Below are 23,462 nucleotides of genomic sequence, written 5' to 3' on the forward strand. Positions count from 1 at the left end.
ACCGCTCGCCTATCCGGTGAGGGCGAGGTTGTGCATCCGGGCGATGCCGAGCATGGCGTGGTGGACTCTGTCGCCCTTGAGGCGGTAGTCGCGGAGGATCTTCCAGGTCTTCATGCGGGCGAAGACGTGCTCGACGCGGGCCCGGACCTGCTTGTGGGACTTGTTGTGTTCCTCTTTCCAGTCCGGGAGTTCGGTCTGGCCGCGCTTGCGTCGGTGCGGGATGACAAGTCCGGTGCCCGGGTAACCGCCGTCGGCGATCGTGAATGTCTTGCCGACGGCGGCCTTGGCGCCGGATTCCTCCCATGCCTTGCAGTCGTTGCGGTTCCCGGCGGGCGGCCGGCCGACCACGACGACCAGACGGGTGTCGGCGTCGATGACGACCTGGTGGTTGGTGGAATACCGGTGGTTCTTCGACCGCTCGGCGATGGTGTGGTCGCGGGTGGGGATCAGGGTGCCGTCCACGATGAGCACGGTGTCCTTGGCGAACCGCTTACGGGGCTGGAGGGCGAGCATGGGCCCGAGGTGGTCGATGATCCGGTCCGCCGCCGACTTGGACACCCCGAACAACGGTGCGAGCTGGCGCATGGTCAGGTTCGTGCGCCAGTAGGCCGCGACCAGCAGTACCCGGTCCTCCAGCGGAAGGCTCCACGGCCGGCCCTTGCGGACCGCGTCCGCACCCTGGCGCCGCAGAATCGTCACCAGCTTCCCGAAGGCGCGAGGGCTCAGCCCGGAGAACGGGGCTATCCAGGACGGCTCCGACGCCGTGATCACACCAGCCACGCGGCGATCATTTCAGTTGCCGATGAAGCTCGTTCTGGCCGATCCTGTCCACTTCGCAAGCGAGGAGGACCACGTGGGCTTGACCCTGTTCCCAGGAGACGGAGACATCAGCAGCCCGGACGTCTCATGGTCCTGCATCCACTTCAACGCTTTCCGGGAACGGCTCGCACAGGCCGAGGGGTTCAACCTCCCGGAGATGTGGGGCTTTGGCGGCGACCGGCCGTGGAGCAACATCTCCACCACCCTGGAGCCGCTCCTCGATCACCCGGATGTCGGTGGTGACGATCTCTCTACTGCCGACTGCGCTGCGATGCTGCCTCGCCTTCAAGCGATCATCGGCGAATGGCAGGAGGAGCCCGACGATCCACTCCTCCAGCAGCACATCCAGGACGCTCAACAGCTGACGGTCGTCCTGCGTTTCTGCGTAGACGAGAGCGTCGAACTCGTCTTCATCTGACGTTGAGGAGTGCCCAGGCAGCCGACACTCCACCCTGGCCGCAGTTACGGGACAGCCCTTAGCTCCAGCTGACTCTCGAAGATCACCTGGGTGCCCATCGTCGACGACCAGTAACTGCCAGGCAGATGTGTCTGCCCGCGTCTCGGCCGCGTCGCCCGCCATGGAACAGAACCGCCGAAATGCCGCTGCCCAAGCCGCTCGAACGAGACTTCCCGCACCTCATCGGCGCCGTACCGGATCCACACCGCCGCTCCTGCGGCACCACGCTCACGTATTGCGACCATCGCGCACCTTCGCGCCCAAGCCCGTGTTGATCACGAGCAACTGGCCCACACGATCACGCAGTCGACTCCCGAGCACCCTTATTGATCACTGAACTTCACTCTCACCGGTAGTTGTTCGAGGTGCCGAGCATGCACCACTCCGCAGTGGGCATGATTGCGAAATGCTCAGTGGCGCGTTCCCAGGCACTGTTCAATCAGTGTTCAGGAAGTACCCGCATTGTTCATTCGGGCGCGGAACCTACAAGATTCTGCCCATGGGTTCGGTGACCGCGGTGGTGGGTGAGAACGGTTCGGGCAAGAGCACGTTGATGAAGGTCCTGGCGGGGCTGCTGCTGCCGCAGAGCGGCACGGTGCGCTGGGGTGAGGCGGCACTGTCCGGCCTGGACCGTTCCCAGGTGTTCGACCGCGTCTCCCTGCTGACCCAGGATTTCCAGCGCTGGCCGGTAACAGCCGCCCTGAACATCCGGATCGGCCGTCCCGGCCGGAAGGCCGAGCACGAGGAACTGCGGCCGTCGGTCGACTACGCCGGCGCGTCTCCCGTCATCGCGAAACTGCCGCACGGGCTGAGAACCCTGCTGGCCCGGATGTTCCGCGGGGCCTCGGAGCTCTCCGGCGGCGAGTGGCAGAAGATCGGACTGGCCCGCACACACTGGCGCACCGCCACCTGCCCCGCGGACAGTGTGCTGATCGTCGACGAGCCCACCTCCGCGCTCGACCCCGAAGCGGAGATCGCCGCCTTCGACCGCATCCGCCAACTCGCCGGACCACACCGGGCCGTGGTCCTGGTCACCCACCGCATGTCCGGCGTCCGCCACGCCGACACCATCCACGTCCTCAGCCAGGGCCGCCTCACCGAACACGGCAGCCACGACGAACTGATCGCCGCGGACGGCCGCTACGCGGCCATGTTCCACACCCAGGCCGCCCAGTACGCCGCGGAACCCCGCGCCGAGGTGCCGCGCCCCAGCACCCCACCCGTCCCGGACCGCTCATGACCGGAAGGTCCGAGCCTCGCCCCCGGAAGGTTGGACCAGCCGGGCACACACCGGCCCGCGCGACGGATGACGGCACCGCGCGCGGGCCTCGTACATCTTTCGATGTAGCGGCTGTTCGTCTGCGGTCATGACGAGATCGGCCGGACGCGCCGAGACGATGAACCCATGACCGAGACCTTGACCTCTCCGGCCACGACGCCTGGCCGGCCCGCCCGTCTCCCGCTGCTCGATGTGATGCGAGGGGTCGCGATCCTCGGCACGTTGATGACCAACGTCTGGATCTTCACGAGCCCCGGCGCGGAATGGGCCGTCCTCAGCGGCGGGCAGGGCGAGATGTCCTTCGGCTCCTTCCCGGCGGCGGCCGAGAGCACGATGCGGCTGCTGGCCAACGGCAAGTTCCTGTCGCTGCTGACAATCCTGTTCGGCGTGGGCCTGGCCATCCAGTACAGCGCGGCCGAGCGGCGCGGTGAGCCCTGGCCGGGCCGGTACCGATGGCGGGCCCTGTTCCTGTTCGCCGAGGGGACGCTGCACTTCATTCTCGTCTTCGCCTGGGACGTCCTGATGGGGTACGCGGTCACCGCGCTGCTCGTGGCCTGGCTGCTGACCCGTACGCCAAAGGCGCGGCACCGGGTGATGTGGTGGGCGGCGGGGCTGCATCTGACCCTCATCGGGCTGCTGACGGCAGGTCTCCTGGCGGACGGCCCGCAGGGCGGGACACAGGGCGGCGAGTCCGTGTCGCGCGAGGTGGTGGACCTGTACGCGCACGGCGGCTACCTCGAACAGGTCAGGTTCCGGCTGGACAACGCGCTGGCCTTGCGTGTGGAGCCGCTGCTGTCGTTCTGCCTGCTCGTCTTCCTGTTCCTGCTGGGTGTACGGCTCTTCCGCGCGGGCGCGTTCGGCTCCGACGCCACGGGGCGCGGCATACGCGCCCGCCTCCTCGCTTGGGGCCTGGGTCTCGGGCTCCCGCTCAGCGTCGCGCTCTCGCAGGCGGGCCCGGAGTTCTTCCTGCTGGACCGGTATGTCGGGGGTCCGCTGATGGCGCTCGGCTATCTCGGGCTGATCGGTGCGCTGGTGGAGCGGGTACGGCGTCCGGGCCCGCTGCTGAACGGCCTCACCGGCGTCGGCAGGACCGCGCTCTCCGGCTACGTCCTGCAGAACGTGCTGTGCGTGTTCGTCTCGTACGGCATCGGCCTCGGACTCGCGCACCGGCTCGACGAGTCCTGGCGCCCGTGGTGGGTGATGGGACTGTGGGCGGTGGTGTGCGCCGTGCTGATGGCCGGCTCCACGCTGTGGCTGCGGCGCTTCCGGACGGGCCCGCTGGAGTCGGTCCAGAAATGGGCCCTGCGGCACTGAGCCCGCGCGCGAGCCGAGGCCCCGGGGCACCCGCCCCGGGGCAACGTCACGAACAGACGGTCAGCGCTGAGGCGTTGGGAAGGCCACCGGGCTGCGGTGACCGGCTCGGTTCACCGCGCGGACGCCGAAGAAGACATTGTCCTTGGACAGGTCCACGGTGTGACTCGTCGCGTCACCCGCCCTGATCACATGGGTCCACTCCGGCTCGGTCGTCTCGCGCCACACCACCTCGTAACCGGCCAGATCGGGTTCGGACCCCGGCTCCCACACCAACTCGGTGGCGTTGGTCAATGTGCTGGTGACGATCTTCACCCCGCGCGGAGTCCCCGGGGCCTGGGCCAGGGTCCACAGCGCCGCCCCGTTGACGCGCGCCACGCGGGCGATGTAGCCGAAGTCGCAGAACTCGGGCAGATCGCCGTACTGCCGGCCGTCCTCCACCCGGACGTCCTGGTGCTGGTGTGCGAAGTCCTCGGCCGGCTCGGTGAACCGGGCCGCGCTGTAGCCGCGTTCGAGGAAGGGGATGTGGTCACCACCGCGCAGATAGCGGTCGCGGCGGTAGACCACCCGCACGTCCATTCCCGTGGCGTCGCGGCTCGCGACGTCCCGGACGAAGCGCGCGAGCTGGCGGGTCGCCGAGTCGTTCTCGCCGCCGACCGAGCGGCGGGTGGCGGCCTCCTGCGGGGTCTCGGAGGTGGGCACGCCCTCGGCGAAGAGCCGCACGGTGTACGGGTCGCGGGTGCCGTCGTCGGCCCGGGAACTGCCGACGATGTCATTGGTGAACATGGCCCGGACATCGGCGCCCGCCGCCTTGAACCGCTCCGCCATGTGCGCGGCCCCGTACAGCCCCTGCTCCTCACCGGCCACGGCGGCGAAGACGATGGTCGCGGCGGGCCGGCGTCTCGCCATCACACGGGCCAGCTCCATCGCCACCGCGACACCGGAGGCGTCGTCATCGGCGCCCGGCGCGTCGCTCACCGCGTCCATGACGTCGGTGGCACGCGAGTCGTAGTGGCCGGAGACGACATGGATACGGCCGGGGTCGACCGAACCGCGCAGTGTCGCGACGACGTTGGTGATACGGGTCGCCACCGGGATCCGTGAGGCCGGCTCCTGCACATACGACTGGAGTTCGACGGTCATCCGGCCGCCGGATGCCTCGGCGTACCGCTTCAGCTCGGCGTGGATCCAGTCCCGGGCGGCACCGATCCCTCGCTCGGGATCGTCCTGGGAGGACAGTGTGTGCCGCGTCCCGAACGCGGCGAGCCGACGTACGGTCGCCTCGATCCGGTCACGATCGATCTCCTTGAGCAGTTCCCTCAACTCGCGGTCGGGGGACTGGGCGGTGGCGGGACGGTCTCCGGCCTCCCGCCCGGTGGACGCGGCCGAGGGGACCGCCGACGCCGTCGACGCCAGTGCCGGAACCCCCACCATGGCGGTCGCGACGGTGGCGGACAGGGCGGTCCTTCGAGGTATCCCGGTGGAGTGCTGCGACATGGCGAGTTCCTTCCACGGCTGCGTCGGTGATCCGGCGCTCCATGGTCATGGACAGGCCAACCGCGGTACAAGGCCGTCAAGCCACAATCACGCCGCACGGCAGGTCAGTTGGCGGTTTGACCGTGGATGGGGTGTGCACTCCACAGACGCACGCCCGACCAGGACTCGCCCTTTGGTCTCGCGCTCCGGGCGCTCGTCCGCCGCTTCGGGCTCGCTGCCTGGACGTGCGGAGCCCCGTCACCTGGTAGACGGCCATCACGGACGACATCCTCCAGGAGGGACTCCGGCGGCTCCCGACGCGAAGAACCGCGCGCTGCCGGATGGTAAAATGACCGGGTCGCACGCACCGCCCGTGACCTCCCGAGTGTCCTGCCGGGCCTGGTGTCCGGCGCCCCGCTCCTAGGGCCTCTCGTTTGGATCTTGCCGGGCTCGCGTGCCCTGGCACCGCGCCTCGCCGCGTTGTCGTCACTCCACGACGCTCCGCGTCGCCTCACTCCTCCGCCTTGCGATCCACGGCACCAGACCCCGCTCCCTGATCCGGCCAGATCCAAACGAAAGACCCTAGCCCCGGATTTCGCGGGCGAGGGAATTTCCGACACAAGCCGGGCGGAAAGCCCTGTGATCGCGGGCGAGTTGCCGGGGCGTCGAGCCGGCGCCGGCATCGCGACGATGAAGACAGAGTCCGGATGCGATTCCGAGTCCGGATGCGGTCCGGGCGCCATGGTGGTGGCATACAACCGGGGCTCCTGAGCGCCCGGCCGCGAACTGCCCCGCGTTCCGCGCCCCATGCGTTGCGCACCCTGTGCGTTCCCCGCCCGTTGCCCCGTTGCCCCGTTGCCTCCTGGCTCCTTCCTCCGACGCGCGGGCCCCGGCGAGAACCACCACGCCCACACCGAAGCCCGCCCGACGGGCCTCGCTCCATCCCGAACAGAAGGAAGCCAAGGAAGCCATGGAGTCCATGCGAAACAGTGTGTTTCCCCGCCAGTTCGCCCGTACCCGGCGCTTCTCGCTCGGCGTGCCACGCCAGTTCACCGTCTCCCCCGACGGCGAACGCGTGCTGTTCGTACGGTCCGTTTCCGGCGGCGATCCCCACGGTCTGCTGTGGTTGTACGAGAACGGTACGGAACGGATCCTCGCCGACCCGCGGACGCTGCCGCCGGCCGCCAGAACAGACGAGATCCCGGCCGCCGAGAAGGTCCGCCGGGCGCGGGCCGGGACAAACGGGGCCGGAGTGGTCGCGTACGCCACCGACCGGGAGGCTCGGCTCGCGGTGTTCGCGCTGGGCGGGACGCTGTGGGTGGTACGTACGGACGGCGGCGCTCCCCGGCGGATCGGCACGGCGGGGCCGGCGGTCGACCCGCGGCTCTCCCCCGACGGCACATGGGTCGCGTATGTCACCGACGGCGCGCTGCGCGTCGTACGGACCGGCGGCACGGACACGGCGGACACGGCGGAAAAGGCCGAGAAAGGCGAGAAGGCCGAGGACCGGCCGCTCGCCTCACCGGAGACCCCGGACGTGACCTACGGGCTGGCCGACCACACCGCCGCCGAGTCCATCGGCAGGTCACGCGGCTACTGGTGGTCGCCGTACAGCGACGCGCTCCTGGTGGCGCGTATCGACACATCGATGGTGCGGCGCTGGTACATCGGGGACCCGTCGAACCCCGACCGGCCGCCCCGGTCGGTCCCCTACCCGGCGGCCGGCACACCCAACGCGGAGACCTCGCTGCGTCTCGTCACGGTCGAGGGCACGCACACTCCCGTCCAACTGCCCCACTCCGCATCCGAGGAGCACGCCCCGCGCGGCGACTGGAACGATCCCGCCTTCGAGTACGTCGTGACCGCCGGCTGGGAGAGCGTCGGCCCGGTCGTCTCCGTCCAGACACGCGACCAGCGCACGATGTGGATCCTCGCGGTCGACCCGGCGACCGGTGGCTTCGAGCCGCTGTCCGTGACGACCGACAAGGCCTGGGTGGAGTGCCGGCCCGGCACACCGCTGCACACCGCCTCGGGTACGCCGGTGACGTCCTGGGTACGCGACGACGTCCGCACGATCCGGATCGGGAACACCTTCGCCCCGGCCGGACTGCATGTCCGTGAAGTGCTGGGGACGGTCGGCGAGCGGGTCTTCTTCACCGCGAGCGAGGAGCCGACCGAGACCCATGTCTGGTCGTTCACACCGGCGGACGGTCCTCGGAGCGGCTTCGTCCGGCTGACGGACGAGCCGGGACTGCACACGGCCGCCGCCGGGGGCGACACACTCGTACTGGACAGCCGGACCGCGGCCGGACACACGGTCACAGTGGTACGCGACGGCACACCGTCCGGCCGGATCGCGGTCCTCACCGAGGAGCCGCTGATCACCCCCCGACCGGTCGATCTCAGCCTGGGCGAACGGGAGTTGCGCAGTCAGCTGCATCTGCCGTCCTGGTACGAGCCGGGTTCGGGCAAGCTGCCCGTGCTGCTCAGTCCGTACGCGGGCCCGGGCATGCAGGTCGTGACCGCGGCACGCGCGTGGCACACCGTGGTGCGCCAGTGGTTCGCCGAGCAGGGCTTCGCCGTCCTGGTCACGGACGGGCGCGGCACCCCCGGACGCGGGGTGGAGTGGCAGCGTGCCATCGTCGGCGACCGGCTGGGGCCCGTTCTGGACGACCAGATCGACGCGCTGCACGCGGCGGCCGCGCGGTACGACGCCCTGGACCTGCAACGGGTGGCCATCCGGGGCTGGTCGTTCAGCGGCTATCTGGCGGCGGGCGCCGTGCTGCACCGTCCCGATGTGTTCCACGCGGCGATCGCGGGGGCCCCGCCGACCGACCGGCGGCTCTACGACACGTACTGGGAGGAGCGGTATCTCGGGCATCCGGACGTCCAGCCCGACCAGTACGAGCGCAGTTCGCTGACCCCGTACGCCCATCAGCTGTCCCGGCCGCTGATGCTCGTCCATGGGCTCGCGGACGACAACGTGGTCCCGGCCCACACACTGCGCCTGTCGGCGGCGCTGCTCGCCGCGGGCCGGCCGCACACCGTACTGCCGCTGCCGGCAACGGGACACCTCGTCGCCCGGGAGGGGACGGCCGACAGCCTTCTCCTCCTCGAACTGGACTTTCTTAAAAAACTCTTGGGACCTGAACATCCCGGCGCCTCTCCCCGTACCTTCTGATGAACCCGGTCGATCGAGGGGCCGACCGGGGACAAAGTTGGGATGATGGGACGGAGCTGGGCATGACGGGTACGCAGGGGACCGCACGGATCGTGGCACGCAGGACCGTGGTCGCCGCGGCAGGAGCCGTGGGGCTGGGCGCGGCGCTCACCGCGTGCGGCGGCTCGGACTCCGGGTCGGAGCCGGACGCCGCGAACGGCGGCTCCGCGGACACCGGTTCCACTGGTTCGACCGGTTCCACCGGCGACGGATCCACCGGTGGTGACAGCGCGGCCGGCGCGGGCGCCGCCATCGCGAAGACCACCGACATCCCGGAGGGCGGTGGCAAGGTCTTCGCCGACCAGGGTGTGGTGATCACGCAGCCCACGGCGGGCGAGTTCAAGGCGTTCTCGTCCAAGTGCACCCACGCGGGGTGCGCGGTGAAGGGCATAAGCGACGGGGTGATCAACTGCCCGTGCCACGGAAGCAAGTTCAGCGCGACGGACGGCAGTGTGCAGACCGGGCCGGCGACCAAGCCGCTGCCCGCCACCGCCATCAAAGTCTCGGGCGACTCGATCACTCTCGCGTAACAGGGCGCGGGCGGCCGACAGCTGACAGACTTCACTTTTCGTCGGCAGCGGGTGAAGTCTGTCAGCCGTCGACCGCCCGCGCTTCCTTACGTTGACGTACGTGACCCCCGGCTGCCGGACGGCGGCCGGGGGTCACGTGTGCGGCCCGTCAGCCGTAACTGCGCGCGGGCGCCGGGCCCGCCGCCGCTGCCACCGCGTCGGCGACCGCCTCGATGTCGTCCTCCGTCAGCGCCGACACCGTGAGCCGCACTCCCTGAGGGGCCGTCATCCGGAAGCGCGCCCCGGGGGCGACCGCCCAGCCGGCGTGCAACAGCCGCGCCACCGCCCCGGTCTCGTCGGCCACCGGCACCCAGACATTCATCCCACTGCGTCCGTGCGCCTCGACGCCCCGGTCCGCCAGCGCCTGTACGAGGGCGTCGCGACGCTCCCCGTAGGCCCGCGCCACCTCTGACACGTCCACGGCTCCCGAGGTCCAGAGCCGTACGACGGCGCGCTGAAGAAGCCGGCTGACCCACCCGGGTCCGAGCCGCTGGCGCCCGGTCACCCGGTCCACGGTCAACGCGTCCCCGGTCAGTACCGCCAGCCTCAGATCCGGTCCGTACGCCTTCGCGGTGGAACGTACGAGCACCCAACTGTCCGTCACCCCGGCGAGCGGGTGCAGCGGCAGATCCACGATGTGATGGCCGTGGTCGTCCTCGATGAGCAGCACCTCGGGACGTTCCGCGAGGAGAGCGCGCAGTTCCCCGGCGCGCGCCGAGGACACCGACGCGCCTGTCGGGTTCTGCGCGCGGTCGGTGACGACGACCGCGCGGACGCCGGACCGCAGAGCGCTCTCCAGATCACCGGGGAGCGGTCCGTCGTCGTCGAGCCGTACCGGTACGGGCCGCAGTCCGAGCGCGGGCACGAGGTCCAGCAGACTGCCCCAGCCCGGATCCTCGACGGCGACCGCGTCGCCCGGCCGCAGATGCGCCGCCAGCACTCGTTCGATCGCGTCCAGCGAGCCGGAGGTCACGGCGACCGGCCCGGCGGGCACTCCGTCGGCGTCGAGCCCGGCACGGGCGAGCCGGGCGAACTCCGGGTCGACGGGGTCCTGTCCGTACAGCCCCGGCTGTTCCGCGTTGTGGAGCGCGGCGGCCGCGAGAGCGTCGTGCAGTGGAGGCAGCAGGGCCGGATCGGGGTTGCCCTCCGACACGTCCCGTACGCCGGGCGGCGGGTCGACCCGGATCGACCCGCGCGACGTACTGGCCGGGCGCGGGCGCACCCGGCTGCCCCGGCGACCCGCTGTCTCGATGACCCCGCGCTCACGCAGGGTCCGATAGGCGGCCGCGACGGTATTCGGATTGACCCCGAGATCCGTCGCCAACTCCCGCATGGGAGGCAGCAGTTGCCCCGGCACCAATGCGCCCGCGCCGACCGCGCGCTCCACGTCGGCGGAAATCTCCGCCGCACGCCGACCCGTAATCCGATACTCTCCTAGCACAAAGAATAGTATGCACTAGTGCAATGGAGAACGCAATGCCGGAGACCCCCTCCCCCCACACCCCCACCCCCGCCTCCTACCGGTCGACCGCACGCACCGTCCCCACCCGCGCCCGGGAGCGGGCTTCGTACGACCACGAGTCGGTGCACGGAATACTGGACGAGACCTACATCTGCCATCTGGGTTTCGTCCGCGACGGCGCTCCGGTCGTCCTTCCCACGCTCTTCGCACGGGTGGGCGAGCGGCTGTACGTCCACGGCTCGACCGGCTCACGCCCCCTGCGCATGGCGAGCACGCCGGAGCCGGCACACCGGGGCGGCACGGACGCGGGCTCGGGCCCGGACTCGGGAGACCCTGGCCTCGCCGTCTGTCTGACCGTCACCCATGTCGACGGCCTGGTGCTGGCGCGCTCCGCGTTCCACCACTCGATCAACTACCGCTCCGTGGTGGTCCATGGCATCGCCCGCCAGGTGACCGACCCGGACGAGCGCCGCGCCGCCCTCGACGCGATCGTCGACCATGTGGTCCCCGGCCGCTCCGAGGACTCGCGCCGCGCCAACGACCGCGAGCTGGCCGCGACCGCCGTGCTCAGTCTCGATCTGGACGAGGTCTCCGCCAAGGTCCGTACGGGCGGCCCCGACGACGAACCGGAGGATGCCTCGCTCCCGTACTGGACCGGAGTCGTCCCCGTCACACGCGGCTACGGCACTCCGCTCCCGGCCGACGATCTCGATCCGTCCGTGACACTGCCCGGTTATCTCTCGACGCTCTGAAGCAATCCGCGGAGAGAGGGCTGCCCGACTGGGCGGCGCCACGGGAGTGGCGGGGGCGGCGCCACGGGAGCGGCGGGGGTGCGGACCACGAATCCGCGCCGCCGCCCTCGCCGGAGGCCGTTAAGACCGGTCGGTCTGAGCTGCGGGGCTCCCGCTGGACAACCGCGCCGGATCGTCCGCCCCCGTACCGCCCGCCACCGGCCCCGATGGCGCCTTGGGTGTCGACGACTGGGCGATGAAGGCGCCGATCAGTACGACCACACCCCCGATGATCTGGGGCGCCGAGAGGTGCTCCCGCAGCAGCACCCAGGCCAGTACGGTCGCGACGACCGCCTCCAGACAGGCGACGACCCCCGCCACCTGTGGGGAGAGCCTGCGTACGGCGAGCACTCCGGTCGTATAGGCGAGCACGGTGGCGATCAGCACGATCCAGCCGAGCAGCAGGGCGGCGGGCACCTGCGAACCGCCCATCCCGGCCGCACCGCCGAGCACGGACCATTCCATCCGCCAGGGACGGGCGACGAAGGTCAGCACCACGGTCCCGACGAGCAGCCCGTACGCGACCACCCCCAGCGGATCCGCCCGCGTGGAGTCCGCCGAGTCGCTGCCCTGGTCGGACAGGACGAAGTAGCTGACCTGGCAGAAGGCGGCCCCGAGGGCAAGCAGCACCCCGACCGGGTCGAACCGCAGCCCGGTCCAGACCTCGACCACGCAGGCGAGACCGCCCACCGCGAGGACCACCCCGACCGCGGCCGCGCGGGTGACCGGGCGTCGCTGGACGAAACGGACCCAGAGCAGGACGAGCGCCGGACCGAGGTATTCGATGAGCAGCGCGACGCCCACGGGGATACGGGAGATCGCGGCGAAGTAGAAGGCCTGGACGCCCGCCACGGCCAGCAGGCCGAAACCCGCGAGCAGCACCGGCTTGCGGCGCAGCAGGTCGCGGTGGCGCCAGGCCACGGGCAGCATGACCACGGCGGCGCCGGTGACCCGTAGCCAGACCACATGGAGCGGGTCGAGCCCCGCTTCGATCAGCGGCTTGGCCGCGACACCCGAACCGCCGAATGCGAACGCCGAGCCCAGGGCAAGGCCCAAGCCGACGCTCCTCCCCTGAGTCGCGTTCATGCCGTCATCATGACAGCTGGCGACAGGAGCGTCACCCCTGTGACACCTGTCGAGGCGCTCTGGCCGGTGACACCCGCGCTCAGGCCGGTGACACCCGTCGAGACGCTCAGGCCAGCCGGCCCGCCAGCGACCGCGCGTCCACTCCGGCCCGTTCGAGCACCTCGACTGCCCGGCACTCCCGGTCGGCGGCGAGTGCGGCGAGCAGATCGAGGCCTCCGGCCCGCAGGTCACCGCGCCGCGCCGCGCGTTCCATCGCCGCTGTCAGGGCGATGACGGCCGGCGGCGACCAGCCAGGCACGGCGCGGTCCCGCACCGTGGGAACAGCCCCGGAATCCTCCACCGTCCCCTGCCAGCGCAGCCCGTAGCCGATGCTGCGCTGTACGAGGTAGCCGAGCACCCTCGCCACCTGGTGGCCGCCGTCGAACGCGGCACGCACCTCGGGATCCGCTTCCAGCAGTGAGTGCAGCAGATGAGCGGTGTCGACCTGGGTGTCCCTGTCGCGCAGCGCCCTGCGGCGCGCGCCCGAAAGAACCGAGGCCAGCTCCGCGGTGAGCCGGGCGTCGGCATCGGCGGGTCCCGCGGAACCGGTAGGCATGGGTACGGAATCGGTACGCGTCGGCGCGATCTGTTCCGGCATCCGCGGTGAAGGGCTTTGCACCCTCCCACCCCATCAGCCTCGTCGGCTGCGGGCATCCCCGGCGGGGAGCATCTTGGGGTCCCACCGGAGTTGGGTACATCTGGACGGGTTCTCCTCCTTGCGGATGAGATCACCCCGTTCCTCTCCGGTGGATACACGACACGAGGGCCCTGCGGTCGCGGCCGCAGGGCCCTCGTATCGGTCACGGGACGACCGGCGGGCCGTCCCGTGACGGGACTGGAGTCAGTCCCTGGATCAGACCTCGGTCAGTCCTTGGTCAGTCCTCGGTCAGTCCTCGTCGGCGAGGATCAGATAGAGCTTCTTGCGTGATTCGTTGATGACACCGAGCGCCTTCTGCCGCTGCTCGGGCGTGCCGGTCTTCCAGACCTGCCCGAACGCCTCCATCAGCCCGAAGCCGGCCTGACGGATCTCGTTCATCGTGTCCCAGTCGATTCCTCGCCCGGCCTCTTCCCACGGAGCGTCGGGCCCCGATTCGGCCTCCGTACGCCCGGCCTCGGTGAGCGTGAACAGCTTCTTGCCGCCCTCGCTCCGGCTGGCGATCAGCCCCTCGTCCTCCAGCAGCTGGAGCGTCGGGTACACCGACCCGGGGCTGGGGCGCCAGGCCCCGCCGCTGCGCTCGCCGATCTCCTGGATCATCTCGTAGCCATGCATCGGCCGGTCCTTCAGCAGCGCCAGGATCGAGGCGCGCACATCACCGCGCCGCGCCCTCCCCCGGCCACCGCCGCGCCCCCGGCCGCCACCGCCGAACGGACCTCCGAAGGGCGGGCCGAACGGGCCGAAGGCCCCGCGCCGCCCCTCGAAGTCCCCCCGGCCCGGATGGCCGGGCCCGCAGTGACCGGGTCCCGGTCCGTGCTCATGCCCATGTGAACGCATCCCTACGCTCCCTTCATCGTTGATCTGTCGCGATGCGTCAACGATATATCGGAATGCATCGCGCGACAAGCCCCTTCAAGCCGGCACTCCTGTTGTCCTGTCTCAAGGGACCTGGTCCCCGTCTCAGATGATCTGGTCTGATCCGCTTGTGGCCCCAAGGACCTGGTCCTCGGATGCCCTCTTCACCGGATGCCACTGAAGATTGGCCGCCGGGCAGCTCGTGTCATCGGAGTTTGTTTCCGCCTGGTCGGAGCCTCGCCGCCGAGCGGCCTTGCACCCTTGAGAGGATCGAGGGCATGGCGGACTCCCCTATGCAGGTCAATGCCCTCATCGTCGATGCCATCGACCCCGAGCGGCTCGCCGCGTTCTGGTCCGAGTTGCTCGGCAGGCCGGTCGTGGGTCGTACGGGCCCGTATGTATGGCTACGGCGAGAGAACGGTCTCGGCCTAGGCTTCCAGCAGACCAACGAACCCAAGTCGGGCAAGAACCGCGTGCACTTCGACATCACCTCGCCCAACCCCGCAGCCGAGCAGCAGCGAGTGGAGACGCTCGGCGGGCTCAGACTGGAGCAGTACGACGACGGAGGGTTCCTGGTAATGGCGGACCCTGAGGGCAATGAGTTCTGCATCATCCCCGAGGGCGCCTTCGAACTCGACGACGAGGGGCGCGCGAACTACCTCGACTGACCAACTGCGGGGGTGCATACGCTCAGCCATTCGAACTTGGGTGGCACGCGCGCGGGCCTGCAGAGGCGGGATCGGCCTGGGAGTACGCGCCAGACGTCCGAGTGCGGTTCGTGGGCGTCGACGGAGTCGGGCATCTCGGATCCCTGACCCTGTTCCGGGATGAGCACTTCGAGCATGCCGCGCCGGCACGGAAGTTCGTCGCGTTCAAGGGGCGGAAGAACTTCTTTGCATCCAATCTGCGCCGGCCGGCGCGCCAACGGTTGAGATGAATACCGCAAGCTCATGGCAACCCCGCATCCGATCCAGGTCGAGAGGCTGGAGACGGAGCTGGTCGCCATGATCACTCGATATCTGGCGTGACAGTCCCCACAAAACCTATGCGGGTGTTATCGCGATGGAGTACCGGCACTGATAATCGCCGCTATGAACGAGACGTCTCTCCCCGCGGCCACCCTCGTCACAGTCGCGCGAGGATGGACATGCGCGGCGGCAGGGGCACTGGGCGGGGGGCTCGTTCTCGGAGTCCTGACCAATCTCGCCCAGGGCTGGCTCCACACTCCCTGGGATCAAATCCCCAATTCAGGTGCCGTCTGGTCTGCCGTCGCGTTCGTCGCCGGTGCCCTGCTGGCCAGGTGGGCGTCCCCGCACGTGGTGGCTGTGACCGGCCTGCTGGCCGAGGTCGGCCTGGTGGTCGGGTACTACGGCTACGCGGAGTTCGGCCGCGGTGGCATGGGCGATTTCGCCTATCCCCTGGTGTGGCTGACGTTGGCTTGTGTCGCCGGACCGCTCTTGGGTGTCGCTGGCTCCTGGTGGCGGCGAGGCCACACCGCGCGGCGCCGTGTGATCGGGCTGGCTTCGCTCGCGGGCGTTTTCGGTATGGAGGGCATCCACTATGCCTGGGTCTTGCACTACACCACCCAGGCATGGACCTGCCTGGCTGTGGTGCTCCTGGTCTCGCTGCTGATGGCCCGCAACCGCAAGGAGCGGGCGCTGGCCCTCAGTGCTGCCGCTGCGTTCTCCCTCGTCGCCTATGCGGCCATCCAGCTTCCTCTCCTGTACTTCTCTGCGTGACGCCGAGCGAGTCAGGCCGCGTCCGGGCGCACGTATGAACGGCTTTCGCATTGTCGGAGGCCCGATGAGTGGCCGGCGGGGTTGAGTGGCAGTCCCAGGAGCGTCCCGGCCTTGAAGAGAGAGCCGCCGACTGCGATCTGGCACAGGTCGAGCACGGCTGTTCGCCGGGTGCTGGACGCCGGGATTCCCCCCCCATGTGCGCGAAGTACCTTGCGTATCAGCCGTCTTCGAGGAAATGGGGGTTGTGCCGGGAACCGAAGCGTGTCCTGCGGACCGGACGTTTCAGTGCGCGGGGCCGTGGTTCTCGGGCGTAGGTCCGCAGCACGGAGGCGACAGCCTGCGGGCGACCTTGGGAACAGTCGGGTTACGTATCCCGAGAATGTATGCGGCGGTGAGTGCCACGGCACGGTCTTCGTCATGTGACAGATCCGCGAGGGCACGTGACGTTGTGGTTCCCGGGATATCCGCGAGCGCCTGCGTCAGCCGTCGTCGTACAGACGATTCAACGGTGCCGTGGGTGAGGCGGTCGACGAGCCTGGTGGCGATCTGATCCGCCAACGCGGGATCACTCGCCAGCGCGCTCAGTGCATCGGCCGCATCGACGTCGTTCGTCTCCTCGACGACCATGTCGATGAGCGTCGGGACCGCGTCGGCCACTCCACGTGCCCCGAGCGCCAGGGCCGCGTACCTGCGGACCACGATGTCGGGATTCGCGAGAGCGTCCCGCAGCAGTACGGTCGCCTCAGCGTTCGGCATCTCAACGATGGACTGGACGGCCCGTTTCCGGACTTCGGCCGCTGGTGAGCCGAGGCCCTCCGCGAGCAGGGCCGATCCACCATCGCCCAATTGCGCCAAAGCCCATCGCAGGGCTCCGGCGACATTCGGGTCCGTCTCGCTCAACGCCGCCTCGACCAGGGCTTCCACTGGTCCCGGAACCTCTTCGACCGAGGACAGGGCCGCGCGTTGGCGCGTTCCAGCGCTCTTTGACCCCAACGCCTGGAGGAGTGCGACGATCTGGAGGACGTCCTCCCAGCCGGCGGGTTCCGCGGCACCGATCCGACGGAGTCGCGTGAGCAGTTCCGTCTCACTCGCAATGCGCTCTCGCGTCTGGCGGATGAGGTCGTCGACGAGTTCCGAGGGCTTGAAGCCGGGATCATCCAGCGCGCGCCCGACCTCACGCAGCGTCAGCCCCAACGACCGCAGGCTCTCGATATGGAGGATGCGCCGGATGTCCTCGCTGGAGTACTCCCGATAGCCGGCGTCGGTACGACCCGTTGGCCGCACCAGGCCGAGCGACTCGTAATGCCTGAGCATGCGGGCGCTGACCCCGGACCGTCGTGCCACATCACCGATCAACACTGTCTATCGCCCCTCTTGGCTGGTCGTGCCGAAGGTTACGGCCCTGTTCTCGTCCGGAAGGTGCTGCGTTCCCGTCCGAAAGATGCTGCCGCAGACCGGCGCCCAGAGGCGGGCGCGGTCAGCCGGTGGAGACCTTTTCGGATTCGGCGGCGGCCACCACCCGTGATGTCGCCGTCCTGCGGGGTGGTGCGGTGAGGACGGCGAGGCAGCCGACGACCAGGGCGATACCGGCCCAGCCCAGGGCAGGGAGGCGTTCGCCGACGACCAGGACCGCCAAGACGGCCGCTACGGCGGGCTCCAGGAGGGAGAGGGTGGTCGCGGTGCTCGCCGGGACGTGCGCCAGGCCCCAGCCGAACAGCACGTAGCCGAGGAACATGGGAACCAGCGCCATGTAGACGCCGACGGCCGCGTTCGACGGCGACTCCACCAGTGGCGCGCCGGTGACCAGCAGCACCGGCATCAGCAGCAGTGCGCCGATCCCGAATATGGTGCCCATGGCGGCGCCGGAGGTGGCGCCGCGGTTGATCAGGCGGTGGGCCGCCCATGAGTACAGGGCGTAGGTGAGCCCGGCCACCAAGCCCAGGCCCAGGCCGAGCACGGTCTCCCCGGCAGACCGGGCCCCGGGGGCGGAGTGCGCGTCGGCGGCTTCGGCCACGCACAGCAGTGCCGTCCCGGACAGCCCCAGAGCTGCGCCGGTCATCCAACGGCGGGTGAGGCGACGGCCGTCGGCGAGCCGCTCGATCACCGCAGAGGCCAGCGGGGCGGAGCCGATCGAGACCACCGTCCCCGCGGCGACCCCGGCCAGGTGCATGCTGCTGTAGAAGGCCAGGGGGTAGGCGCCCACCGACAGGGCGCCCAGCAGCACCACGCCGCGCTGCGCGCGCAGCCGGGGCGCCTGCCGCCGGATACGGGGCGCGGCCATGAGGGCCTGGAGCAGCCCGCCCAGGCCCATGGCGACGGCCCCGATCGCCAGCGGCCCCACGGCCGGGGCGAACGTCGCGGCGGTGCCCGTGGTGCCCCACAGCACCGAGGCGACCAGGACGCACATCGACCCCACGCCCACCGACGCGGTCTTGTGCCCACCGGGCCCGGTCACAGCCGCTCCAGCAGGTCGGACGCCATCGCCCGCGCACGCTCCACACGCCCGGCCGTGCCCTCAAGGCCGGCGCGCGCCATCGCGCCCTCCAACAGAAACGCCAGGTGCTCGGCCACCGCGCGGGCCTCCTCGGGCCGGCCGGGCAGCAGTTCCCCGACGTGTCCGGCGAGCAGGGCCTCGACCTCCTCCTTGTGCCGGCGCACCACGGTGCGGCCCTCGTCCCCGGCGGGCAGTTCGGCGGCGGCGTTGAGCAGGCCGCAACCGCGAAAGCCGCGCTCGTAGGCGAACGCCGCGTGGTCGGCGTAGGCATCGAAAACCGCCAGCACGCCACCACGTCCGTCCCGGACTCCCTCCAGCCGACGCCGGTACAGCTCCAGCCACTCCCCGTGCCGGGCATCGAGGTAGGCCAGCACCAAATCGGCCTTGGAGGAGAAGTTGTTGTACAGGCTCATCTTCGCCACGCCCGCCTCGGCGGTGATCACGTCGATCCCCGTCGCCGCCACGCCGTCCGCGTAGAAGCGGCGCGACGCGGCGGCGAGCAGCCGCTCCCGCGCCACCCCCCGCCGTTTCGCGGGCTGCGGAGTCGCACTGCTGGTATCGCTCATCGCACTCCCTCTCACTAGGTAGGTCAGTCTACCTAGAAGCTGGAAGGATGCGCACGCCCCGACGAAGGCCCAGACCCTCGCTCCTTCTCCCATCCCCAATTGCCGGTCGGTCTCGTACGAGAACAGGGCCGCTACGAGAACAGGGTCGTCACGATGCGCTTCGCCTCCTCGATCGCGAACTCGAATCCGGCATCCGGGTCGCGCAACAGGCGTTCCGTGGCCAGCGCGTGCTGACGAACGCGAGGGTCGAGATCCGTCATCGCGGTGCGCAGGGTCGGCATGACCACCTCACCGAGCGCCATCAGCGCCCGGCTGAGGCTCAACTGTGTCTCCCGCTCGCCGCGCCCGAGCTGTGTCGCCAACACTGCGGCCAACTCGGGTTCTTCACCTTCGGGTACGAGTACGACCCCTGCTCGCCAGGCGCTCCGCGCCACCTCGTCGTCGGCGTCGGTCAGAAGTGCCCGTGTGATCGCCGACCACGCTTGCCCGTCCCCGATCTTGGACAGCGTGTGCAACGCCTGGCTTCGTGCCTGGGCACGCTCCGAGCGGAGTTCATCGATGAGCTCTGGCACCGTCATTGATGATGAGTGGCGGGTGAGTGCCCACGTAAGCATTTCGCGCACGTAGAACTCGGGCTCCTTCGCGCATCGTTCGATGAGCTTGTCGATGAACCGCGGATCCGGGGTCGTGCCGACTGCCACCGCCGCCTGCAGCCGGACCGAAGAGTTGCTGCTATCCAGCCCCTGGAGAGCTCGCATCGTGTTCGTGTCTTCTTTCGGCATGGTCATCAGGACCACCTCCTTGACACAGTGGAGACCTTGTCACTGTGTCAAGGTCAAGCGGAGCCACGCCGGCCGACGTGAGCGCGAGGTCAGCAGCGCGGACACGGCTTCGGCGAGCAGTGCCCCGCATCCCATGGCCGGATGGCCCGCATCCGTCGCCTGCTCCACGCCTCTGGCTTTCGGCATAGCGGCACCTCATCCCCAGGTCGCAGCGGACACGCATCACTCACCGCCGACAATTGACCGATGGCCCCCACCTCCCGAAATCCCTTCACGGCCCCTGGCGAACAGGGCCGGAGACTGTGGCGCGCACTCGCGGAAGTGACCGGCGGCGCGCTGCTGATGATGCTCGTCGGATACCTGTTGGACGACCCGTTGAGCGTGATTCAGCCCCTCCTCGGTGCCGTGGTCCTCGCCCTGCTCGCCGTCCGTCGTCGCCTCCCCACGATGAGCCTGCTCGGCGTCTCCGCCATCGTGGGCCTGCTGCCCGCCGCCGGGCTGCCGGCCGCCGTGATCGCGTACACCACGACCAAACGGCTGGTGGGCCCCCGGCGCCGGAACGCTGTGCTGCTCGCCTCGGCCGTTCTGGCGACGCTGGCCGGCGCCGCCTTCGCCCCGGACCTCGCGCTCGGCAGCCCTCCGTTCGGGCTCGCGCTCGGCGCCGTACTCGCCGCCACCACGCTGATGGTGCCGGCACTTCTCGGTATCTCGGGCGGACAGCAGGACCGGCTGCTGCTGGCGCTTCGGGAACGTGCCACCGCCGCGGAGGAGGCCCGCCGGCTCGCGGACAGCGAGTCCCGGATGCGCGAACGGTCCCGGATGGCCGCCGAGATGCACGACCTGGTCGGCCACCGGCTCAGCCTGATCTCGCTGCACACGGGCGGCCTGGAGATGGCACTGCAGAAGGAGTCGCCCGAACTGCGCGACGAGGCGGCCCTGGTACGCCGGGCCACCGGAGACGCGATGCGGGAGCTGCGCGAAGTGCTCGGTGTCCTGGGCCCGTTGGGGCGGGACACCGGGACCGACGCCCTGACCGACACGACGGGCACCCGATCCGATGTCGAGACGCTGGCCGAGGAGTCGCGCGGCGGCGGCATACCCGTCGATCTCACCTGGGCAGGCCCCGACCTGACCGACCGCGCGGCCCAGGTGCGGCGTGCGGTGCACCGTGTGGTGCGCGAGTCGCTGACCAACGTGCACCGGTACGCCACCGGAGCCCATGTCACCGTGGTGGTCACGCACACCGAGGACCGTATAGAGGTGCTCGTACGCAACGGGCTTCCGCCCGTGGCCCCGGAAGCGGCGACCGGCCTCGGCTCGGGACGCGGCCTCGTCGGGCTGCGGGAACGGGTGGCACTGCTCGGCGGCACCCTGGAGGCGGGCCCGACACCGGCCGGAGGCTTCTCGGTGGCAGCTCGGATCCCGGCTCGGCCGGACCCGGGAGCGAGCCTCGCCACCACGGGCGCGCCGCCGCGCGAATCTCCGCACGAACCGCACGAACCGCACGAACAATCCAAGCCGCATGAACCGTCCAAGCCGTCCGAACCGCGCTCCGACGACTCACCCGTCGGTACCCGCCGCCGCGCCATGAGTGCCCTCACCGGATTCCTCGGCCTCGCGGGCGTGGGCGTGCTCATGATGTTCGGCCTCCTCCTGGTCACCCAGGCGTTCCCGCAACCCGACTATCCCGCACCCGAGGAGCCCCGGATCGGAATGTCCCGCGAGAAGGTGGACGAGGCGGTGTACGGGGACCACGCGTCGGTGCGCGCGGCGGCGACAGGTCGGGAGCCGGCCCGCGCGAAGTCCGTGACGAGCTGCATGTACCCGCTGGTCCCGTACGAGGACTTCAGGCCGCTGACCGAGGGCGCCGGCCCAGGGTCCGGGGACTCCGGGTCCGGGGACTCCGAGGCCGTGGACCCCGAGGCCGTGGACCCCGAGGAGGGGCCCGGTCACCTCATGATCGCCCGGTACTGCTTCCGTGGCGATACGTTGGCCACCATCGACCGCTTCACCGTACCGGTGGTGTCACAGACATCACCGTGGGAGTCCCCATGACCGAGCTTCCCTCTTCCGACCACCGCCCGATCCGGGTCCTGCTCGCCGATGACGAGGAAATGATCCGGCACAGCGTCCGGCTGATCCTGCGTCATGCCGAGGGCATCGAGGTGGTCGGCGAGGCGACGAACGGCGAGGATGCCGTGCGGGTCGCCGGCGAGACCCGTCCCGACGTGGCGCTGATCGATGTCCGGATGCCCGTACTCGACGGGCTCGCCGCGATCGAGCGGCTCCTCGCTCTCCAGCCACGGCCGCAGGTCGTCATGCTCACCACGTTCGGCGACGAGGAGAACGTGACGCGCGCGCTGCGGTCCGGCGCCACCGGCTTTCTGCTCAAGGACGAGGGCCCGCAGGAGCTGATCAGCGCGATACGGGCCGCCGCCGCGGGCGACGCGGTCCTCTCGCCCGGCGTCACCGGCGCCGTCATCGAGCTCATGCTCAACGGCGATACCGGTACGCGGAGGGCGCCGGCGTCCGGCCCCGTCCCCGAACAGCGGCTGGCGGCGCTCACCGGCCGGGAGCGCGACGTCCTCGCGCTGCTGGGCCGGGGCCTCTCCAACGCGGAGATCGGCCGTCAACTGGGCATCGGCGTGGGCACGGTGAAGACCCATGTCAGCGCCGTCCTGGTGAAGACGGGCACGGACAGCCGGGTCCAGGCGGCGGTACTGGCGTACCGGACGGGACTGTTGTCCTGAACGCCGCTGTCCTGAACAGCGGCCTCGGGGGCCGCTGTCGCTGTCCTGAGCAGCGGCCCCGCGCACCGTCTCCGCCGCGGGACACCCGCACATCGTCTCTGTCCTCGGACAGATCCGGCGGTCCGTCCAGAGGAGTACGTACGCGCCCGGGTCCGACGTTCGGCAGACGCCTCATTCCCGCCCTGAGGCTGACAGTTGGGCAGTACGGCGCACCGAGGATGAGAAGCGGTCGCACAACCTCTTCCCCGTACTTCCGGAGCTCACATGTCACTGCCGACAACCGCCCCCGTGCCCGTCCACTCCCCCTCGGATTCCGCCGCCGCACGGGCCACCGGGCTGAGCAAGGTCTACGGCGAGGGCGAGACCCGAGTCATCGCCCTGGACTCGGTCTCGTTGGAGTTCGGGCGTGGCCGGTTCACCGCGATCATGGGGCCGTCCGGCTCCGGCAAGTCGACTCTGATGCACTGCATGGCGGGTCTGGACTCGGTCTCCGCGGGCTCCGCACGGATCGGTGACACCGAGCTGTCCAGCCTCAACGACCGACAGCTCACCCGGTTGCGCCGGGACAGCATCGGCTTCGTCTTCCAGGCGTTCAACCTGCTCCCCACACTGACGGCGCTGGAGAACATCACACTGCCGATGGCCATCGCGGGCCGCAGGCCGGACCAGCGGTGGCTGGACACGGTCGTGGGGACCGTCGGCCTCTCCGGACGGCTGAACCACCGCCCCGCTCAGCTGTCCGGCGGCCAGCAGCAGCGCGTTGCCGTGGCCCGCGCCCTCGCGTCCCGGCCGGAGATCATCTTCGCGGACGAGCCGACCGGCAACCTGGACTCCCGCTCCGGCTCCGAGGTCCTGGGCTTCCTGCGGGATTCCGTACGGGAGTTGGGCCGGACCGTCGTGATGGTCACCCACGACCCGGCGGCCGCCGCCTACGCCGACCGCGTGGTCTTCGTCGCCGACGGCCGGCTCACCGACGAGCTGATCGCACCGACCGCCGAGAGCGTCCTGGACCGGATGCGGCAGTTCGACGCCAAGGGCCGTACGAGCTGACCCAACTGCCCGCTCTCCGACCGTACTTCTGCCACACGCTCCAGAGCCGCACCCTCCAGAGC

At 70.1% G+C, this 23,462-nt stretch carries 20 protein-coding genes and 1 pseudogene; 11 read left to right on the plus strand and 10 right to left on the minus strand.

Going from position 1 to position 23,462, the window contains the following annotated elements; genetic code table 11:
- Nucleotides 1-9: 9 nt before the first annotated feature.
- Nucleotides 10-780 carry a transposase gene (locus ACIQD6_RS27995; protein ID WP_401887409.1) on the minus strand — a complete coding sequence of 257 codons (771 nt, stop codon included), beginning with the start codon at nucleotides 778-780 and terminating at the stop codon, nucleotides 10-12.
- 22 nt (nucleotides 781-802) lie between these two features.
- On the opposite strand from ACIQD6_RS27995, the gene ACIQD6_RS28000 reads away from it, so the two are divergent.
- The 3 genes and pseudogenes from ACIQD6_RS28000 to ACIQD6_RS28010 all read left to right on the plus strand — a co-directional run bounded on the left by ACIQD6_RS28000 (nucleotide 803) and on the right by ACIQD6_RS28010 (nucleotide 3,869).
- The gene (locus tag ACIQD6_RS28000; protein WP_401887413.1) at nucleotides 803-1,237 is read left to right on the plus strand and encodes a hypothetical protein; all 435 of its coding nucleotides are present in this window, start codon (nucleotides 803-805) and stop codon (nucleotides 1,235-1,237) included.
- 517 nt (nucleotides 1,238-1,754) lie between these two features.
- Nucleotides 1,755-2,516: pseudogene (locus tag ACIQD6_RS28005) on the plus strand (ATP-binding cassette domain-containing protein); the annotation flags it as partial.
- A 165-nt stretch (nucleotides 2,517-2,681) separates the two neighbouring features.
- A complete protein-coding gene (locus ACIQD6_RS28010; RefSeq protein WP_401887416.1) occupies nucleotides 2,682-3,869 on the plus strand; it encodes a DUF418 domain-containing protein in 1,188 nt (395 codons plus the stop codon).
- A gap of 60 nt (nucleotides 3,870-3,929) precedes the next feature.
- Here the strand turns inward: ACIQD6_RS28010 and ACIQD6_RS28015 are convergent, their stop codons facing one another.
- Nucleotides 3,930-5,363 carry a M20/M25/M40 family metallo-hydrolase gene (locus ACIQD6_RS28015; RefSeq protein WP_401887418.1) on the minus strand — a complete coding sequence of 478 codons (1,434 nt, stop codon included), beginning with the start codon at nucleotides 5,361-5,363 and terminating at the stop codon, nucleotides 3,930-3,932.
- 958 nt (nucleotides 5,364-6,321) lie between these two features.
- Between ACIQD6_RS28015 and ACIQD6_RS28020 the strand changes: the two genes are divergently transcribed.
- Nucleotides 6,322-8,523, plus strand: coding sequence for a prolyl oligopeptidase family serine peptidase (locus tag ACIQD6_RS28020; protein ID WP_401887421.1), 2,202 nt, complete (start codon nucleotides 6,322-6,324; stop codon nucleotides 8,521-8,523).
- Between the two features lie 62 nt (nucleotides 8,524-8,585).
- Nucleotides 8,586-9,092 (plus strand): Rieske (2Fe-2S) protein, encoded by a 507-nt coding sequence (locus tag ACIQD6_RS28025; protein WP_401887424.1) that lies wholly within the window; start codon nucleotides 8,586-8,588, stop codon nucleotides 9,090-9,092.
- A gap of 148 nt (nucleotides 9,093-9,240) precedes the next feature.
- Here the strand turns inward: ACIQD6_RS28025 and ACIQD6_RS28030 are convergent, their stop codons facing one another.
- Complete coding sequence (locus ACIQD6_RS28030) at nucleotides 9,241-10,572, minus strand: aminotransferase class I/II-fold pyridoxal phosphate-dependent enzyme (RefSeq protein ID WP_401887427.1); 1,332 nt, start codon at nucleotides 10,570-10,572, stop codon at nucleotides 9,241-9,243.
- Between the two features lie 35 nt (nucleotides 10,573-10,607).
- Here ACIQD6_RS28030 and ACIQD6_RS28035 point away from each other — a divergent pair, with 35 nt between their 5' ends.
- Entirely contained in the window at nucleotides 10,608-11,345 is a 738-nt protein-coding gene (locus ACIQD6_RS28035) for a pyridoxamine 5'-phosphate oxidase family protein (RefSeq protein ID WP_401887430.1), read from the plus strand.
- A gap of 120 nt (nucleotides 11,346-11,465) precedes the next feature.
- Here ACIQD6_RS28035 and ACIQD6_RS28040 read toward each other — a convergent pair whose 3' ends face one another.
- The 3 genes from ACIQD6_RS28040 to ACIQD6_RS28050 form a co-directional block, all read right to left on the minus strand.
- Nucleotides 11,466-12,470 carry an EamA family transporter gene (locus ACIQD6_RS28040; protein WP_401887433.1) on the minus strand — a complete coding sequence of 335 codons (1,005 nt, stop codon included), beginning with the start codon at nucleotides 12,468-12,470 and terminating at the stop codon, nucleotides 11,466-11,468.
- Between the two features lie 106 nt (nucleotides 12,471-12,576).
- Nucleotides 12,577-13,128 carry a Clp protease N-terminal domain-containing protein gene (locus tag ACIQD6_RS28045; RefSeq protein ID WP_401887436.1) on the minus strand — a complete coding sequence of 184 codons (552 nt, stop codon included), beginning with the start codon at nucleotides 13,126-13,128 and terminating at the stop codon, nucleotides 12,577-12,579.
- Nucleotides 13,129-13,395: 267 nt separating this feature from the next.
- Complete coding sequence (locus tag ACIQD6_RS28050) at nucleotides 13,396-14,001, minus strand: PadR family transcriptional regulator (RefSeq protein ID WP_401887439.1); 606 nt, start codon at nucleotides 13,999-14,001, stop codon at nucleotides 13,396-13,398.
- Nucleotides 14,002-14,297: 296 nt separating this feature from the next.
- On the opposite strand from ACIQD6_RS28050, the gene ACIQD6_RS28055 reads away from it, so the two are divergent.
- Both ACIQD6_RS28055 and ACIQD6_RS28060 read left to right on the plus strand, forming a co-directional pair.
- Nucleotides 14,298-14,687 (plus strand): VOC family protein, encoded by a 390-nt coding sequence (locus ACIQD6_RS28055; protein WP_401887442.1) that lies wholly within the window; start codon nucleotides 14,298-14,300, stop codon nucleotides 14,685-14,687.
- Nucleotides 14,688-15,110: 423 nt separating this feature from the next.
- Entirely contained in the window at nucleotides 15,111-15,758 is a 648-nt protein-coding gene (locus ACIQD6_RS28060; protein WP_401887445.1) for a DUF6518 family protein, read from the plus strand.
- A 282-nt stretch (nucleotides 15,759-16,040) separates the two neighbouring features.
- On the opposite strand, the gene ACIQD6_RS28065 is transcribed toward ACIQD6_RS28060, so the two are convergent.
- From ACIQD6_RS28065 to ACIQD6_RS28080, 4 genes are all read right to left on the minus strand, one after another.
- Entirely contained in the window at nucleotides 16,041-17,117 is a 1,077-nt protein-coding gene (locus tag ACIQD6_RS28065) for a HEAT repeat domain-containing protein (RefSeq protein WP_401887448.1), read from the minus strand.
- A gap of 118 nt (nucleotides 17,118-17,235) precedes the next feature.
- Nucleotides 17,236-18,165 (minus strand): DMT family transporter, encoded by a 930-nt coding sequence (locus ACIQD6_RS28070; protein ID WP_401887530.1) that lies wholly within the window; start codon nucleotides 18,163-18,165, stop codon nucleotides 17,236-17,238.
- Between the two features lie 44 nt (nucleotides 18,166-18,209).
- Complete coding sequence (locus tag ACIQD6_RS28075) at nucleotides 18,210-18,818, minus strand: TetR/AcrR family transcriptional regulator (protein WP_401887451.1); 609 nt, start codon at nucleotides 18,816-18,818, stop codon at nucleotides 18,210-18,212.
- 131 nt (nucleotides 18,819-18,949) lie between these two features.
- The gene (locus tag ACIQD6_RS28080; protein ID WP_401887454.1) at nucleotides 18,950-19,606 is read right to left on the minus strand and encodes a HEAT repeat domain-containing protein; all 657 of its coding nucleotides are present in this window, start codon (nucleotides 19,604-19,606) and stop codon (nucleotides 18,950-18,952) included.
- 240 nt (nucleotides 19,607-19,846) lie between these two features.
- Here ACIQD6_RS28080 and ACIQD6_RS28085 point away from each other — a divergent pair, with 240 nt between their 5' ends.
- The 3 genes from ACIQD6_RS28085 (at nucleotide 19,847) to ACIQD6_RS28095 (ending at nucleotide 23,400) form a co-directional block, all read left to right on the plus strand.
- Entirely contained in the window at nucleotides 19,847-21,655 is a 1,809-nt protein-coding gene (locus ACIQD6_RS28085; RefSeq protein WP_401887456.1) for a sensor histidine kinase, read from the plus strand.
- Nucleotides 21,652-22,350, plus strand: a complete 699-nt coding sequence (locus tag ACIQD6_RS28090) for a response regulator (protein ID WP_401887459.1) — start codon at nucleotides 21,652-21,654, stop codon at nucleotides 22,348-22,350. Before ACIQD6_RS28085 ends, ACIQD6_RS28090 begins: the two co-directional genes overlap by 4 nt.
- A 264-nt stretch (nucleotides 22,351-22,614) precedes the next feature.
- Nucleotides 22,615-23,400, plus strand: a complete 786-nt coding sequence (locus ACIQD6_RS28095) for an ABC transporter ATP-binding protein (RefSeq protein ID WP_401887462.1) — start codon at nucleotides 22,615-22,617, stop codon at nucleotides 23,398-23,400.
- The last annotated feature ends 62 nt before the right edge of the window (nucleotides 23,401-23,462 follow it).

Source organism: Streptomyces sp. NPDC088400 (assembly GCF_044753355.1).
Classification (GTDB): Bacteria; Actinomycetota; Actinomycetes; order Streptomycetales; family Streptomycetaceae; genus Streptomyces.